8 protein-coding genes are annotated in these 17,522 nt (G+C 35.9%); 4 read left to right on the forward strand and 4 right to left on the reverse strand.

Annotated elements, in window-relative coordinates; all coding sequences use genetic code 11:
* Positions 1-18: 18 nt before the first annotated feature.
* Entirely contained in the window at positions 19-7,323 is a 7,305-nt protein-coding gene (locus tag AC1DNH_RS01980) for a hypothetical protein (RefSeq protein ID WP_477625113.1), read from the forward strand.
* A 2-nt stretch (positions 7,324-7,325) separates the two neighbouring features.
* A complete protein-coding gene (locus AC1DNH_RS01985; RefSeq protein ID WP_477625114.1) occupies positions 7,326-9,341 on the forward strand; it encodes a fibronectin type III domain-containing protein in 2,016 nt (671 codons plus the stop codon).
* A 348-nt stretch (positions 9,342-9,689) separates the two neighbouring features.
* On the opposite strand, the gene AC1DNH_RS01990 is transcribed toward AC1DNH_RS01985, so the two are convergent.
* The 3 genes from AC1DNH_RS01990 to AC1DNH_RS02000 form a co-directional block, all read right to left on the reverse strand.
* Entirely contained in the window at positions 9,690-10,583 is an 894-nt protein-coding gene (locus tag AC1DNH_RS01990) for a phytanoyl-CoA dioxygenase family protein (protein WP_477584803.1), read from the reverse strand.
* Positions 10,584-10,873: 290 nt separating this feature from the next.
* Positions 10,874-11,236 (reverse strand): nuclear transport factor 2 family protein, encoded by a 363-nt coding sequence (locus tag AC1DNH_RS01995; RefSeq protein ID WP_057935321.1) that lies wholly within the window; start codon positions 11,234-11,236, stop codon positions 10,874-10,876.
* 311 nt (positions 11,237-11,547) lie between these two features.
* A complete protein-coding gene (locus AC1DNH_RS02000; RefSeq protein ID WP_477625115.1) occupies positions 11,548-12,237 on the reverse strand; it encodes a phosphonatase-like hydrolase in 690 nt (229 codons plus the stop codon).
* Positions 12,238-13,323: 1,086 nt separating this feature from the next.
* Between AC1DNH_RS02000 and AC1DNH_RS02005 the strand changes: the two genes are divergently transcribed.
* Positions 13,324-13,953 carry a hypothetical protein gene (locus AC1DNH_RS02005; protein WP_477585441.1) on the forward strand — a complete coding sequence of 210 codons (630 nt, stop codon included), beginning with the start codon at positions 13,324-13,326 and terminating at the stop codon, positions 13,951-13,953.
* Positions 13,954-13,955: 2 nt separating this feature from the next.
* Here the strand turns inward: AC1DNH_RS02005 and AC1DNH_RS02010 are convergent, their stop codons facing one another.
* Positions 13,956-14,414 (reverse strand): MaoC family dehydratase, encoded by a 459-nt coding sequence (locus AC1DNH_RS02010; protein ID WP_029274701.1) that lies wholly within the window; start codon positions 14,412-14,414, stop codon positions 13,956-13,958.
* A gap of 554 nt (positions 14,415-14,968) precedes the next feature.
* Here AC1DNH_RS02010 and AC1DNH_RS02015 point away from each other — a divergent pair.
* Positions 14,969-17,425 (forward strand): TonB-dependent receptor, encoded by a 2,457-nt coding sequence (locus AC1DNH_RS02015; RefSeq protein ID WP_477625116.1) that lies wholly within the window; start codon positions 14,969-14,971, stop codon positions 17,423-17,425.
* The last annotated feature ends 97 nt before the right edge of the window (positions 17,426-17,522 follow it).

A 17,522-nucleotide genomic window follows, 5' to 3' on the forward strand; every position in this document is an offset into this window, starting at 1 on the left:
ATTTTAACATCAATTGCTATGACTAAGTTCTCCCCAATTATAAAGCGTTTTAAAGGAAGCACAACTTTGCTTTTGATTGCCTTTTTAATGATGGTTTCATGTGGTTTGTTTGCACAAGTTAACATCAATGTTAGCATTTCGCCGCCCTATTCGCCTTTTTATGCAGATTATGCTGGCCAAAATGCATCCAAAGTATTATTGATTGTACAAAACCTAACCTCAACCCAGAAAAAAATTAAGCTGACTGGTCAGTTAAGTGGAGATAATGGCATCACAATCTCCACTAAGTCAACTTATACTCCTTTACAGCCAATCATTTTAAATCCAAATGAAACCAAACAACTCAACGGACTGGCTTTAAAAGATATTTTCGATTTAAACACACTAAATGTATATGGAATTGATAAAGTAAAGCTGGTGCGGACCTCGCGTTTGCCAGAAGGCAATTACACTTTTTGTATCCAGGCAGTAGATATGGCCAATAATCAGGTCATTTCTACAGGTGCACCACTGGGCTGTTCATCCATCAGCATTATTTATCCGGATGCCCCGTTTTTGATGAACCCTTCACCGAATGTTTCGGTGCCGGCCATTAAAACAATGTCATTCAGCTGGGGGAACAACGTTATCTTACCAATGGGAATGGAATATACTTTACAGGTTGCCGAAATGCCTGATGTGAAAACAGATCCTAACCAGGTTTTAAATTCAACTTCTTTCCCTGTCATCAACAGAAAAATATTTACCGTTACCAGTACACCGCTTTTACCATCAGATCCACCATTAAAAGAAGGTAAACGTTATGCCTGGCGGGTAATTGCTACAGATCCGAGTGGAAAAATAGTTTTTAAGAATAATGGAATAAGCCGTGCCAATGAGTTTAGGTATGGAGAAAATCCTTATATCACCTCAACACTTCAGTTAGATACGCCCAAAGCAAATATCGCCATTAAAAATTTAGATGACTTAAAGTTTAACTGGACTTTCACCGATAATTCTTCCAAAAATGACAATGTTGGTTTTTATGACGGGCCAGTTGCCATGAAACAAAACAATTTTGGCGTTACTGCTAAATACGAATTGCACATTACTAAAGTAAAAAATGCAGAAGATTTAGCGGCCGAAAAGAAAGCAAATTTGACTAAAGGATTGGGCGGTAACAAGCAAAATGCAGCAAAAGATAACGGCATTTTTATTCCTGTAAATAAAGAAACTATAGATTTTAAATCATCGCCAGCAATGGCTGCATATATAAAAGATGGTAACAATTATACCTGGCAAGTAAAGCATATAGCGACTGGTGTATTATCAGAAGAAAGAATATTTACAGTAAAATCCGAAAAAAATATTACAGATTATACAATCGCCTTATCAGGCACTTTGCAGTATAATTTTTATGATAATTATGCAACAGGCTTTAACAAAATAAAACAAGATAAAGAGCTAAAAATCAAACTCGAAACGCAATTGCAGAATGCAAAATCTAAAGCTGAGTTAATGAAAATAAAAGCAGAACTTGATAAAAATGTTGTTTTAACAGAGCTGGAAAAAGGTTTTCCTGTGGCTAATAAAAATGTACAGATATTAAAAGTACAATTGTTGGCACCAGTTTTTAAAGTAACCAAAAGTGTTAAAGTGATGGAAAACGGTGTCGAAAAAATATATTCAGAGGAGCAGGATAGCATTGCATCGGTAAGCGATTTATTAACCTACCCTTATGGCGCACCAACAATTCCATCGGCAACAGTTGTAGCAACAGGTAAAACCGATGCAATGGGTAATTTAACCGATGGAAAAGGCAGTTTAAAAATCGATGTCCCAATTAACCAAGCTCAATTTAAAGTTTCAGAACCCCTAACTATATCGGGTAAACGCTACGCTTTTGTAGAAGGTTTAGTGGTGAAAATAGACGATAATCACCTGTCAGATCCAAATTGGTTTGTGGTACCTAATGCAAATAATAGAAGCATTACCTTAACCGAAAACACAGTTGAAGCATATAGTTATAAAGTAAATACCAAGCTAACTACCACAGCGCAACGTAATTATAAAGGCAAATTATATATCCTCCGCAAAGCCGAAAGTGTATTTGATGGGGAGGTTGAAAATATAATAGGGCAAACTAAAGAAATACCCATTTACAAATCTTCAACCGTGCTGGGTAAAGATATAATTAAAAAAAGCACCAAAAGTTATGTAGTGGTTGGCAGCACTGATATTAACGAGTTAGATGCAAATAATTTTAACACTTCTTTTTCAAACTTAGTAAGCGCTGTAAATGCAAATGATACTTATACGGTGTTTTTTGAGCCAACTGATGAATTAGATGCTTTATATTTTAGCCCACAAACGGTAAGTAAAATTGGTGGTAAAACAAATGCTTTTGAAGCTACAAATTTTGCCAATAAAAACTTAACAGAAACCGTTGAGTTTGGACCAAAATTCCTTTCTATGAACGTTTCTGGCAGGTACACCTACAAATGGGCAAAGCCTTACGGCAAAACCAACACACCATTGCCATTACCAGAAGGAACAGAATTAAAACTGCTAAAAGGAAATTTAGCTCAAAAAGATCTTTTAAAAGATGGAACTATTTTATCAGATGAGCGCGTAATAGCCACTACCACTGTTAAAAAAAATGGAGAATATTCTTTTAAAGTGGGCATGCAAGATTACAATACCTTTAACGATGGGCAAACCTATAATTTAGTTGTTGTAATCCAAAGTAATCAGTATTATTCAGAACCTCATCCCATTCCCTATAACCAAAACGAAAATATTAACGTACCAGACTTAACCGCAACGGTACAACAATATAGTTTCAAATCTAAACTTGCTGTAAACAATGGACCGGGTGCTACACCGCCAATTACGCCAATAGCAGGTATGGATGTTTATTTATGCCGAAAAATTGGCGATGAAATACCTATCGGCCGACCTGTAAATGATGGCGACCCAAATAAAGGAACCTATTTCAAAAAGATTTGGGAACGCAAAAACGCATATAATGAAACAGAGAAATACGAAATTATAGATAAAATGGTTTCATTTGGCTCTGCCGGAAAAGAAGGTTATTTTGCTTTCGATAGATTGATTGTACCAGCCGATATTAACGATAAGTATTATATTTTTGCCGAGCCAATAAGCACCAGTCAAGACAATTACATTACGCAAGATGCTTTTTCGGTTACCAGTGTGCTCAATTTCGAAACACAAAAACAAGGTAGTTTTACCGATCAACAAGTCTTTTCTACACAAGATTACAATATTGGATACACACACGTACCCGTAGTTCCTTTGGCGCCTTACATAGACGGAGCCGTTTACCCAAGCAGTAACGCAAGCACATCCGTATTATCAGGTGTTCATGTAGAGCTTTTTAATATGTCTGGCTTATCAAATACAGCAACCAATAGCCAAATCGAAACTTATTTAAAAGGTAAAACACCACAAAAAGATCTTATAACCGGCACAAATGGTCGTTTCCTATTCGAAAATATTAACAGTTGGTTATACGATAGCTGGAAACTACTCCGCCTTACCAAAAATGGATTTTTAGTTACCTATAAAGTATTAAATAGTGGTAAACCATTGGTAAAGGGGCAACGTGAAAATCTGGGTAAAGTTTACATGGATTTACCAATTATGTTAACTACAACAGTGGTTGATGATAAAGAAAATACAGTAGCCGCCCGCATTATTGTTGGCGATGATTTTAGCTGGAACGATTATAAACCCGAAACCGGTTACCCTACAACGCTACAATCGCCAAAAGGCAAAGTAGCTTTTACCATAATTCCTGTAGATAGAGCCAATTACAAAACAACCGTTGTTACGTTAGATAATGTTATAGCAAACCAAACCGTAAAGTTTAAGGTTAAGAAGAACACCCGCAACATTACGGTGTATTGTTATAAAAAAGGAACAAAAATCACATTAGAAAGTACCGTAACAGTTTTAAACACTGGTAATTATTTGCAAACTAAAGGAACTTTTTTAGGGAAAAATTACAACTACGTGGAAATTGCAGCAGGCGGTAGCCAGTTCGAGTTAAAAATAGTACCAACCGATAAAAATTACACCATCGCAAAAACACAAGTACATGTAGATGGACTTACAGATGTAATTGTTAGCGTAGAAGTAGAACCTGCCGTTAGCATAACAGTTAATGCCCAAGAAGTTTTCGGTAATTGGGAAACCAAACCTTTAAATGGCGAGTACAATACCTACGTTGAAGGTATGGATGAAGATGAGTATGATAAAACCAGTAAAAAAGTAACTATAGTAACAAACTCAGCTAAAGAAGAAATTAAAGTAGTACCGAAAACAGATAAACTACCCAAAAAGATAAAATTAGGAGCGCTTAAAAAAGCCAGTACAACTGAAATGGCATCGGCAGCGCCTAAAAATAATAACTATTACAGCGCTGTACAGCAAAATGATGATGATTTAGCTAAAGATATGGTATCGCCCGATGGCGCTACCGAAACAAAAATCAATGGTTATGATGATAATGCGATAACAGAAAATGAAATAGCCATACCAAAAAATGAAGCAACTTTTTCTACCGAAACCTATTATACCATAACGCTGAGCAGGTTGCCTGCCAACAGATCATTCACAATTATTGGTACTAAAGCAGATTATATTGGAGGTACACAGCCCATAAACCCAGGCGGTGCAAACGCTAATGTTATGCTCAACTTTGTAAAAGCACCTAATATGAATGTAAACAGCATGTATGGTTTTCCAATCGAACTAACCAAAGCTCAGTATGTAACTAATACACAATATAAAATATCGGGCAAGTTAACGCCAACAGGTAATGTAAGCGAAAGCACCCTGAAAAGAAAATATGTGGATCGTAAACTTGAATTTACCGATATTTTGGTAAACGTAAACCAAGCACCATCGGGACAGGAAAAAGACCGCTTTTTTACCTTGGCAAATGGAATGGTTTTCAACCAAAATGATTTAGAAGCCGTGTTATTTTCTAAATACGATATTAAAATTTTGGATAAAGGTGGGCTGGCTTTATATCCTCAAACCGCTACAACAGCCAGCATATTTGGAAAAATAGGTTTAGATGCTGCATCGTTGGCTAAAGGAGTAGAAACTTCATCATCAGATAATGTTGGCGATACCAACTATTTATACCTCAACAATGCAAATGCGTCTTACGCGTTGATTACTGCTTTGCCAGCAGATAAAAAGACGAATAATTTATATACATTTTCTACCGGTAATTCTGACCTGACCTCTTCCCAATTTTTGGTATCAAGCAATACACGCGCTAAACCAAAGTTTATTGGGGCAGATGATATTAGTGTTACACCAGATGCAAACGTAATGTTAACGAATACAGGTATTTCATTTTTGGGTACACTAACTACCGATTTAGCTTACACAACTAATCGGGATATACAAGCTAAAGCAAAGTTTACCTTAAACGAAAATGGTTTCAAATCGGAGAACCAACAAAAAATTACCATTAAATTAAACCAATGGCAATTAGAGGCTCCAACCTGGACTTTTGGCTCCGAAGGCCTTACCCTTAAAGGCAGTCTTAACGCCTTGGGCTTAACTTTTCCTTTCTCAAACTTAAAAGTTAGCCGCACTAAAATTGGTTTTGGAGATTTTGAAGTTAATAGTTTAAAACTGCTGAATGCATTTCCGATTACCATAAACGGAAATGATGTGTACACCAGTTTTGGTTACGATAAAGGGTACTCAAAAGATAAAGGAGAATGGTCGGTATCGCTCATCACAAAATCTGGCATCACCTCATTAGCTAGTCTTAAAGGTTTGCCTGATTTAGAACCTACCGATGAAATTAAAATTAACAATATTAATCTTTATGATACCGGTAACGAAAACGACACCAGAATTTTACTGTCCGAAAAACAACCAGCAGTTACCTTAAACGGCATTGCGAAATACAAACCAAGCACAGTTTGGGGCGGCGCTGATTTTGTAACTTTCAGAGGCGATTTAAACATGGATATTCCAGGTTTCACCGGACTAGATTTAGTAACCTACGATTTAACCTATAAAGCAGAAAATGGCAAGTTAGCACATAAACATGATGTGAAGTTTCAAAACTTAGGGTTAGATACCAAAGGGATAAAAGTAACATTTGATGGCGACCAACGATTTAACGACGGTGAACTTTACTTAAAAGGTTATTTAACAGATAAAGACCTTAAAGGCAAGTATAAAATTCCTGTAGAACTCACTAAAACAAAAACCGAAACTAAACTAACTGTACCAAAAGATACCAAAATATACCTCAATGAAGGCGAAAAAGCTGGAAGCTATTTAGATAAAGCAACCGGACAAAGCATGGTTGTAGGTAAAGAGTGGCAATACTTTACCTTCGGTGGCGACATGACAGGGGCAAACGGAATAGCACCATCGCCAATGAGTTTTACCATAAAAGGTGATATAGTAGCAAATCCATCTGCCCTTGGCGTAAATAATATGAGTGCAGGTGGCGTACAAGGTTTAAGTATTGTTTACGATTTTACTGAAAACGCATTAATTGGATCTGGTCACCTTAACCAAAATACAGATTTTGCCAGCTTAGATTTAGATGCAGAATTAAAATTAGGCTCCAGCGAATGGTACATTTTTAGTAATGGCCTGGCCGATGTAAAATACACGCCATTTACAGGCATAGGCGTTGGTTTTATGGTGGGTAATAAAACCCTAACCGAAACACAAAAAAACTCATTTTATAAACATTTTGGCAATGCCGATGTAACCGATGCTACAAAAACAGCATTTACAAAGGTGCAAGGAGTGTTGTTAGTCGTATCGGCCGAAATGCCAATACCACTCTTACCGAGCTTCGATTTAGATCTCGATCCTGTTGCACACTGCTCATTTACCCACGGTTTATTTGCCGCGGCATATTTAAAGGCAGATTTCACCTCAAACCCTAAGGATATTGCCATCTCGGTAGGCGGCAGAGTAGGTGCATTTGTAAAATTAAGCGCCGGTGCAAGTATAGGTTTAGCTTGTGCAGGTATAAATTTAGGTGCCAAAACCTATGCAGATATTAATGGCTATTTAGCACCATTAAAAGGAGAGTTTTCTGCAACAATGGGGCTTACATTTGTATTAGAAGGTAGCGCTTATGTAGGCGGAGGTGTTTGCAATAGCAGTTGCGAAACACCTTGCGTAAGTATAGGTTTTACAGATATCTGTAGTCCAATACCTTGCGTTAGGGTAGGCCTTAATAAAACACTGGTATTAGGTGTACAAGCAGGAGTAAATAACAAAGGTATTTTCATTTCAAATCAATCTAAAACATATCAATAGTTATGAAACCGTATAGAATTCCAGTAGTTAAAAGTTTATTGATTATGCTTTTCGTACAAATTGGTTTACAGGCCAACGCTCAAAAGGAAGGTAAAGTTGCCTTTAATGGATATAAAGGCACTTATATATACAATTTATTTAAACCTGCTTCTGCCGAACACCCAGATGGAGATGTAATTGCTTTTCGTTTAGATAGAAAAGCACAAAATGAATCCAATTGGCAAGCGCTATATAAATTTAGTACCCCTTCTAATTATGAAGAACTAAAGAATAATTATCAGGCAGCAAGAAACAAAGTTTTTGAATACAATCCAACTACTACTTATACGGCAGATGAGGTGTGGCCAATATTTAAAAAGAAATTTAATTACGATTCGCTTTCTGTTTATCTTACTCAACAGCCATTAGCAATTGCATTTAATATTTTATTGGTTGATACTACTGCGAAACAGAATGTGGTTTATCAATACAGGGTAATACAGCTTAAAAGAGATGGAACCGAACAGCATAAATATACCTCAACACCTGTTTCTGCTAATGATTTTTTTATAACCAATAAACCAAAAAGCGCCAATAGAAAAACCACTGGAGATGTATTTAGAATAGAATGGAGCGCTAAAGCTACTGCACAGATACCGGAAGTTTTATTGGTGAAAAGAAGCGATGGCGTTAAAATGCCGTTCAATAGAATTTTAACAACTTATAATATTGAGCATCGTGGTGATAGCATAATATACACCGTAGAAGATAATCAAGTAAGTAAAGATGTGCTTTATCAATATACCATTAGTCCGGTAAACCGTTTTGGAGGTGGTGCAAAAATACTTTCAGATACACTTCGGGTAGCTTCTTTGGATCAACAAATGTTAATACCTAAAATTTTTACGGCAACTGCCGATTCAATTGGTAATAACATAAAACTAAATTGGGCTTTTATAAAACCAGATTATGTGAGTGTGGTAAATATTTATCGCTCAACTGAATATGAAGGTGGTTATAAACTTTTAGTCTCAACCGCTGGATACAATTATATTGATAAAACCATTATCCCTGGTCAGAAATATTATTATTATTTAGTGGTTGTAGATAAACTTGGAAGAGCTACAGAAAGAGGGATTAAAGTTTACGGCTTAGTTCATCAAATCAAACAATCAGATCCGCCAGCAAATGTTGTTGTTAGAAATGTGAATAAACATAATGTAGTTAGTTGGACAGATTACAATAACGATACCCGTGGATACTATGTATATCGTACCAATGAAGTTGGGGGAGACATGAAACCGATTACAGAAATGATATATTTTGATGAGAAAGCCAAAAGAAATTACGTTTATACCGATACAACAAGTAATTTATCACCAACAGTTGGCTATGCCCTTGTGTCTGAGAATTTAAGTAATACCAGAAGCGGTTTTTCTAAAATTATTTACCTAAGTAATCCAAATTTTCGCGTTGCGGCACCAGTTATCGTAGATTTTAAAAAAGATGGAAAAGGTATTTATCTTTTTTGGCAAGATACAACTGTTGTAAAACAGATAGCTGGTTATAATGTTTATCGGAAATCTGGAAATTCATCTTATGTTAAAGTTAATAAAACACCTGTTCTAGGCTTCAAAAATACATTTAAGGATGAATTTCTTTTTAATGATATTGAAGTGAGCTATAAAATAACTGGTGTAACTGACGCAGATAAGGAAAGCGAATTTAGCAATGAAATAACGGTAAACACAAGTCAATCGGTTTATGCCCCAAATTCATTAAAATCCTTTACTGGCAAAGATAATAAAAGCATCATTTTACAATGGCAACCCTCACAAAGCGAAGTAGCCAAATATGAAATTTATAGATATGTAAGAGGTACAGACCCAACAAAAATAGCTGATGTTAATGCAAAAGTTTTTACATACATAGATGCAAACTTCATTAAAGAAAAAAACAACTATTATTTTATTAAAACGATAGGAGTGAATGGTAAAACGTCTTTACCATCTGCAGAAACATATGTGGGTAACCGTTAAGTTAAGTAGGCAATTGTCTGGCTTAAAGAATTTAATAATTCGGGAAAATAAATTTTCGCTCAATATTCGGTCTACATTTGTAGGCCGTTTTTTATTTTTTAGCTAAGAGCACATCAATATCTGCCACTTTCTCGTAGGCCCAAAAACCTCATGCAAATTGAGCGGGAATTGTAAATACCGCCATTCTCGTGAAAACGAAACGAAAAAAAGGATATTTAAGATTCCAGATCAGATTAAAGACAAGGCAAAGCCATGAATATTCCGTGTATCAGTGCTTCCGTAGCTAAATGCAAGGTATTCCAGGTTAATTGATCAGCACATAAAGCTTTAAAAAATGAAATAGTGCGATTAAAGGCTGTCGGGAGAAAATATCAAAGGAAAAAACTGCCCTTCCATTTTATGTCCTGCACCAATAGGTTCCACTCCCTTAAGTAAGGCTTCGTCGGTATTCGATTCGGTACCGTCAGTAAATACATTTAAAACGAAAGCACTTCTTGAACGTGGTGATTTATTTTCGAACGAGCCATGAACCATTAATGGGTGGTGAAACGTAGCATATCCCTTTTTAAGTTCGATTGGGACTGGATTAAATTCTGCTTTCTGCTCTTCGGTTAAATACTGCATTAAGCCTTCCATATCCCCAGCTAAATCTGGTTTATCCAGCAAGCCCCAGTTATGGCTTTTAGGTACATAATATAAACAACCGTTTTCGGTAGTTGCATCATCTAATCCAACCCAGCAGGTTAAATGTTGCATGGGCCCGGTGCGTGTCCAATAAGAATAATCCTGGTGCCAGGCTACAACTCCTCCATGTTTTGCTGGTTTACAGAACAATTGATCGTGCCAGAAACGTACGCCTTTATTACCTAAAATCTGACTGGCCGCCATCGCAAAAGCGGGATTCCATATCACATCATGAAAGCCTTCTGTAATTCGCCAGGCGCCTAAAGCATGAAATAAAACTGAATTAGGATCTGCAGATTCATTGCTGTGAAACTCATGAAACAGCCCATTTAAGGGGTGTGCAGGATCTATAATTTCTGCTAATTCCTTGTTCAACCGCTCAACTTGCCATTCCTCCAATAACTTTATATCGCTAACGTATCCAAACGTCTTAAAAAAATCAAGTTGCTCGTTGCTGAGCTTGTATTGTTCCCACTCAGAAGCTTTGGTGGGCCATTTAAATAGATCGGAAATGAGTTGATGTTTTTTTGAAAGGTCTTGCAGATTGGGTATGGTCATCAATTTTATACGGTTTATGGTTAGAAATTGCTCATTTATTTAAAGGTAATAAAACATTTTCCTTCACAGAACAGGCAAGGCAAATTTGATTCTAATTTTTTCCCGATAAGCGGTGTTTTACGATTTAATGAGCTAATGCGGTGTAACCAATTTCAGATAACAAGTGATAAATATTTAACATTGAATTAATAATCGGTCATTAGTTTTGCGGTATAAATATTTGGTTAGTATTTATAAGTTTAGGTTAGTTGATTATAAAAGCCCAGATGGATATCGGGGCTTTTTATATTTTAACCCATGCGATAGAAAAACTCGTCGGCTACGATTTTTCCGTCTTTAACCTCATAAACACAGATTTCACTCATGGCCATTCTTCCATGGGCTTTATAAGTGGCATCAATGTTCATTACAATAGCAAAATGATTGTCTGCTACAATTGGTTCTGAGCACGAAGAGCTATGTATCTCTTCAACACTTTCTTCCCATTGTATGGTTTTCTTTTTAACGGCATCTTTGCCTTCTGTTAATTCCATTGGCGAGCCTTTTGGCTCTTTGCTTACAACGTTATCGGCGTAAAGTTCATCAATGGCTTGTTCGTGTTTGCCTTCACGGCAAAGCTGCACCAGTTTGTCAGCTACTTCCTGTGTATTCATATGCTTATATTTAGTTGTGATCTAAGTTATCTAAAAATAAACGCTTTACCTGGTTAAAAGGTTTTATGTTTAGGTTGAAGTACTAATGAACGATTGCAGCATCAAAATTCGTGATAATTAGTCTTGCGTAAATAGAAATGCAATCACATCTCGACCGCAATATTCCAAAGGAATCCCTTTAGAGGGCTTACCATAATTCTAATTTAAAGGCTTCTGGTATAATACCAGGAGCCTTTTATGTTTAATTACAATCGTTTGCCCCATTTGTATGTTAGCATATACGGTTGTAATTATTTAATCATTTCAATTATTTAGTTGTGCTTGGTTACCATAGCATAGATTTCCATTAAATTGTCTATTACCGCGTCAGGTTTAGCTTTTTCTAATTGTTTCTGTGTATGTGCGCCTGTGGTAATGCCAATGCTTAAGCCGCAACCTGCATTTTTACCTTCTTCAATATCAATACTTGAATCTCCAACCTTAACAACCGATTTACCATCGGTAAGACCATGCTGTCTCATTGCCAATAAAATCATATCAGGTTCTGGTCTGTTTTGGCCGACCTCAGAAGCAGTAACGAGTGTATCGAATTCGGTACCTGCCTTCCAACCCAGTCTGCTCAGTATAGCCTCTGCGGTAACCCTGTCGTAACCTGTATTAAGTACCAAAATTATTCCTTCTTTCCGAAGTTTTTCAAAAAGTTCAATCGAACCAGGTTGAGGTAAAATTTCCTCAGTTTCATACGCCAGTTTCAGTTTGCCAATAAATTTTTCATATATATCGAAGACCATGGCTTCATCAAAAGAACCTTCGTAAGTTTTAAGTACCGATCTGATTGCTTCTTTCTTTTCCTTTCCTGCTGCAACAGCAAGAACCTGATCAAGGGAATATGAAAAACCAGCGACATTTATTGCATCCATTAGGGTTTTGTAAACTAGGTTGTTTTCGTTCACTGTAGTGCCAGCCATATCGAATACTACCATTTTAATTTCAGGGTACATCTGCTTTCTATTAAATTGGATAAATTAATTTTTTGAACTTTATCGTCAAATATACTATCGGTAGTTTTACTAAACAAATGTTTAGCAATAGTTAACATTTAGGTTAACATTTATTTACTTTAGCTAAACACTAAAAGTCCATTTGTGTATTATTGTTTGGTCATTAATAAAGGATGGACAAGAATAGCTAGATTTCAATTAACAGAAAAAGATAAATATGAAAAATACAATCTAATTAGTTGCGAATTTACATTGCTCAAAGAAAGTATTCAGAAAAACCATTTAACTTAAGAGGTTAGCGGGGCGTTAATTGTAAAATCGAAAATATCAAAATTACTTGGATCATCTTGTGCATTCGCCAGTACGATAGGCCGTTAGTAGTTCTAAAATAAATGTGCGAAAAAAGCGAAGGCACGCCTGCACATGCAAGATTTGATTAGTTTGAGAATAGGATATTTTACGTGGATCATTAAAATATCTTTGGTTTTTTAGATATTGATCATGTGATAATCAGTATGGTTTGTTTTAAATTATAAATCTTAATATAAAAATGTTGTTCGTTTCTAAAATGATGCACTTCTATTTTTTTTATCGGTCCTGAATATGATTCGTATGTAATATAATCACCCTCCCGGAGCGTTTGAAGCTCAGCACGGCTGGTCCATCTTTGTATTCTCATATTTGTGATAAACTGGCTCCTATAACAGGATCAACATTAAGGATTGCTGAAAGAGAGCGCCCTTTTTAACAGGATTTTCACCCGTTATTTGTCAGTATAGCTTTTATTTACTCACATAGAACATATAGTTATACTAGTTTTGCGCATACGTTAAAATGGTTTTTTTGTTACGGTAAAATAATCATCTAAAAAAACGTTTTTTGTAATTCGGTAACTCGAATAATTTTATAAAAATCGAAATTCTACCCACATGTTTTAAATGTAGGTAATCATTAAAACAATATAATTGCTGGCAAGAATATACTTTTCTACAGCACAGCTTAAATAAATGTAAAGTAAATTGTTCGTCAATTGTGAAGTGCAATAAACCGTTAATTCCATAATTTGCATTTGATTAATTGTTGGATATGAAAAATAAAATTTTGCCTTTTTTGGGGGTTATTTTATTCATTTGTTTTAGCTGTAACTCAACTAAGAATCTGACGGCTTCTCATGCTATCAGTACAACTGCTGAGCAAATAAAGGATGGCAACCAGTTAATTGATTCACTTTTAGCCGATCGGTTCAGTTACAACAAAGCGCTGATTGAAGATGGTTTTAATTCAAAAAAACAGCTTCCAAAACCCACAGCAATTATTAACAATACTCCGCTCAAAACCATTTCGTTCAATGGCTTAAATTATTTAGTTAAGGATGATAAAGTTGTTGACATTAAAGGACTTAAGTTATCCGCGTCAGCACTGTCTATAATAACCGAAAAGTTAGCATATTTAGATCAGATTCAGTACAATTGTTGTGAAAAAGCAAACCTGGAATACCAACAGAAAAATCGCGATATGAATGCCATTAAAACACTGGATCGTCAGTATTTTGCAGCACTGAATACCTTAAAAAATATCATTTCAAGCATAGCCACCGAAGCCAGAAAACGGGATGCATCTGTATCGATAGAAATGTCGCTAGCCAAAATCAAGTTACCCGATATCAAGAATCCCGATATGAAAACTAAGCGTAGTTATGTAGCCAAAATTGAATGATATCAGATGAAGTGGTACAAGAATACAACATCGCCCACATATGCTGGTTTGGGTTGGTCTTTAATCACAAGCGTTGCTTGAATCGTAACTTTAGTTATTCCCCTCAAATTGCTAATGCAATTTAATTTTGCTTTTAATTGCACTTCGCTATCCACTAAAACTGCCTGACCAAATTTAAAACGTTCAATACCATAATTGATCTCCATTTTAATATTACGTACATCCGCAATCTGTTTCCATAAATAAGGAATTAAGGATAAGGTTAAATATCCATGTGCTATTGTTGCCTTAAATGGCCCTTCATTTTTAGCTTTTTCCGGGTCGGTGTGTATCCATTGGTGATCTAAGGTTGCATCGGCAAATTTATTAATCTGTTCTTGGTCTATGGTATGCCATTGAGAAACACCTAGTTCTTTACCTAGATGTGATTCATACTCTTCGAAATTATTAATCACCAACATATATTCTGTTTATAAGATTAGTACTGTTTAAAACTCCTTTAGGCATAACAATCCTTCAGGTATTATAGTTTTATTCACTCTTTAGTATTCAATTATAATCATAATAACGGTGTATTTGCAGGATATGGTTGAAAATATTCAAAAGATTTTTCTGTCCATTTTGCATTGATTTATGAACAGCAAGTGCAGGTTGTTTATAATCAGCTAGATAAGCATTATCGCTGTTTACTCAAAATCGATTAAATTTTAAAAAAAAGAAGTAACTGGAAGCAAAGGATGCTAACCTGGCCAGTGGGCTAATAAATGGCGCTGGAGGAAATGTAGTATGAGATGGAGAATGTAAGAGGAGAGATGTAAAATGGATGATGGATGTCTTGCTAACTATTACTCGGGTTCGAAAATAAAAGCGCTTCACTCAACGCTAAGTACTTTTATTTTTTGTTTAAATGTTTTGATTTTAAGGTTGTTAAATATTATCTAAATATTTAATTTGATATATTTAAATTAAAATTTAGATTTGTCTAAAATTATATTTAGACAAATCATTTCTGTTCATGAAACCATTCTTACTATACTGCTTCTGTTTTTTTATATCGCTAAATGCCATCGCGCAAAAAGTTATGGTTAAAGGTTTGGTCACCTCCCAAAATGAACCTGTAGAAAATATCACCATTAAAATTTTAGGATCTAAGGGATCCACCAAATCAAATATTTCGGGTACCTATCAATTAGGTGGTATTCCATCCGGAAATTATGACCTCATTTTTTCGGGCATAGGTTATCAATCCAAAAGAATCAAAGTAACGCTAAACGGAGATACTGCACTGGTTAACGCTGATCTGTTAAGCTTAGCATCTGATTTAGGCGATGTGGTAATTACCGGGGTTAACCGGGCCACACAGCTGCGTAAAAGCCCTGTACCTATTGCGGTCCTCTCGAAAAAATCAATGGATCAAAATGTGAATACTAACCTGATCGAAGCTATTGTTAAAGGCGTTCCTGGAATTACAGCTGTTACCACGGGGCCAAATGTTTCTAAACCCTTTATTAGAGGTTTGGGGTATAATCGTGTGTTAACTTTGTATGATGGTTTACGGCAGGAGGGCCAGCAATGGGGCGATGAACATGGTATTGAGGTAGATGAATATGGTATTACCAGGGCCGAAGTTGTAAAAGGTCCGGCCAGTTTAACCTATGGTTCTGATGCCTTAGCAGGTGTAATTAATATGATTCCTTACAGCCCGAATTTTGAAGATGGTAAATTGAAAGGCGATTTTACAGCAAATTACCAAAGTAATAATGGCATGATCGGTTCGTCGCTCGGATTGGCCTACATTAAAAACGATTGGAAATATACGTTTAGGGCGACTGGGAAAACAGCACATAATTACCAAAACAAAATTGATGGATTGGTTTACGGAACAGCTTTTAGAGAATACAATCTATCTGCCAGTGCCAGAGTAGATAAAGCCTGGGGTTATTCTAAAACTGCCGTTACCTATTACGATAATTTAATGGAAATTCCTGATGGTAGCAGAGATTCTTTATCACGACGATTTACCAGGCAGGTTTTAGATAACGGAGATGATATTAAAAACAGGCCTATTGTGCCTGAAAGTGATTTGAATACCTACTCCATTAATCCCTTACATCAGCACATTCAACATTACCGATTTTATAACACCAGTCAGTTTAAATTTGGAACGAGTGATTTAAATTTATTGATTGGCGGACAGCAAAGTGTAAGGAGAGAATATAATCACCCAACATTGCCAAGTCAGGCCGGGCTTTATGTAGTGTTAAACACTTTTAATTATGATCTTAAATACAACCTTCCAGATTTTGCCGGTATCGAAAGTACCATTGGAGTAAATGGTATGTACCAGGGAAACAGGAGCAAGGCTGCTACCGATTTTCCCATTCCCGATTATGATCTTTTCGATATCGGTGCTTTTTATTTTGCAAAGAAATCGATGGGTAAAATCGATGTTTCCGGAGGAATCAGGATAGACAGAAGAAATATACACTGGAGTGATTTTTATGTAGGTACCAATGCACAAACAGGTTTTGGTAAACAGGTGAGCTCGACTGATGCCACTGGAAAATTGCAATTCCCTTCTTTTGATAAAAACTATTATGGCTTGTCAGGAAGTTTGGGTTTAACCTATAACATTTCTGAAAAACTGCTCATTAAAGCCAATATTGCCAGGGGATACCGTGCACCAAACATTACAGAAATCGGTTCAAATGGATTAGATCCCGGTGCGCACATTGTGTATTTGGGCAACAGGACTTTTAAACCAGAGTTTAACCTTCAGGAAGATATAGGCGTTATTGCTTACTTAAAAGATGCTGAAATAAGTATGGAACTGTTTAATAACAATATTCAGAACTACATCTATCAATCGCGCTTGACCGATGCCAATGGGAATCCAGTGGTTATAGTTCCTGGAAACCTAACTTATCAGTATCAGCAGTCGAAAGCAAGATTATATGGTGCAGAAATTTCGGTAAATCTACATCCTTCAGCGATGAAATGGTTAAGTTTTAACAATAGTTTGGCTTACGTGGTTGGGTTGAACCAGAATCAGGAATTATTAAATAAACATGGTAAGGAAGCTAAATACCTACCCTTTATTCCGCCATTGCAGGTGAGAACAGAGATCAAGGCGACCGCTCAAAAGGCTATAGGCATTTTTGATAAGCCTTATATTAAAATTGATGCTGCTTTTTTCGCTGATCAGGATAAATTTTATGCTTTAGATAATACTGAAACCTTTACGCCAGGTTATACCTTAATCAACGGAGGAATAGGATCAACACTGAAAACTAAAAAAGGAAAGACCTTATGTGATATTTTTCTTCAGGCAGATAATATTTTCAATATCGCATACCAATCAAATTTAAATCGATTAAAATATTTCGAATATTATAACCCTTCGCCAAATGGCAGATCAGGAATTTACAATATGGGCAGGAACTTAAGTTTTAAAGTTATTATTCCGATTTAAGGATGGATAATGTAAGATGAAATGGTTGATGGATCATAGTTGATAGTTAATGGCTTATGATCAATAAAATATCTGCAGATGGAAATGTAGGTAATGG

The organism is Pedobacter sp. 01N310 (assembly GCF_056399805.1).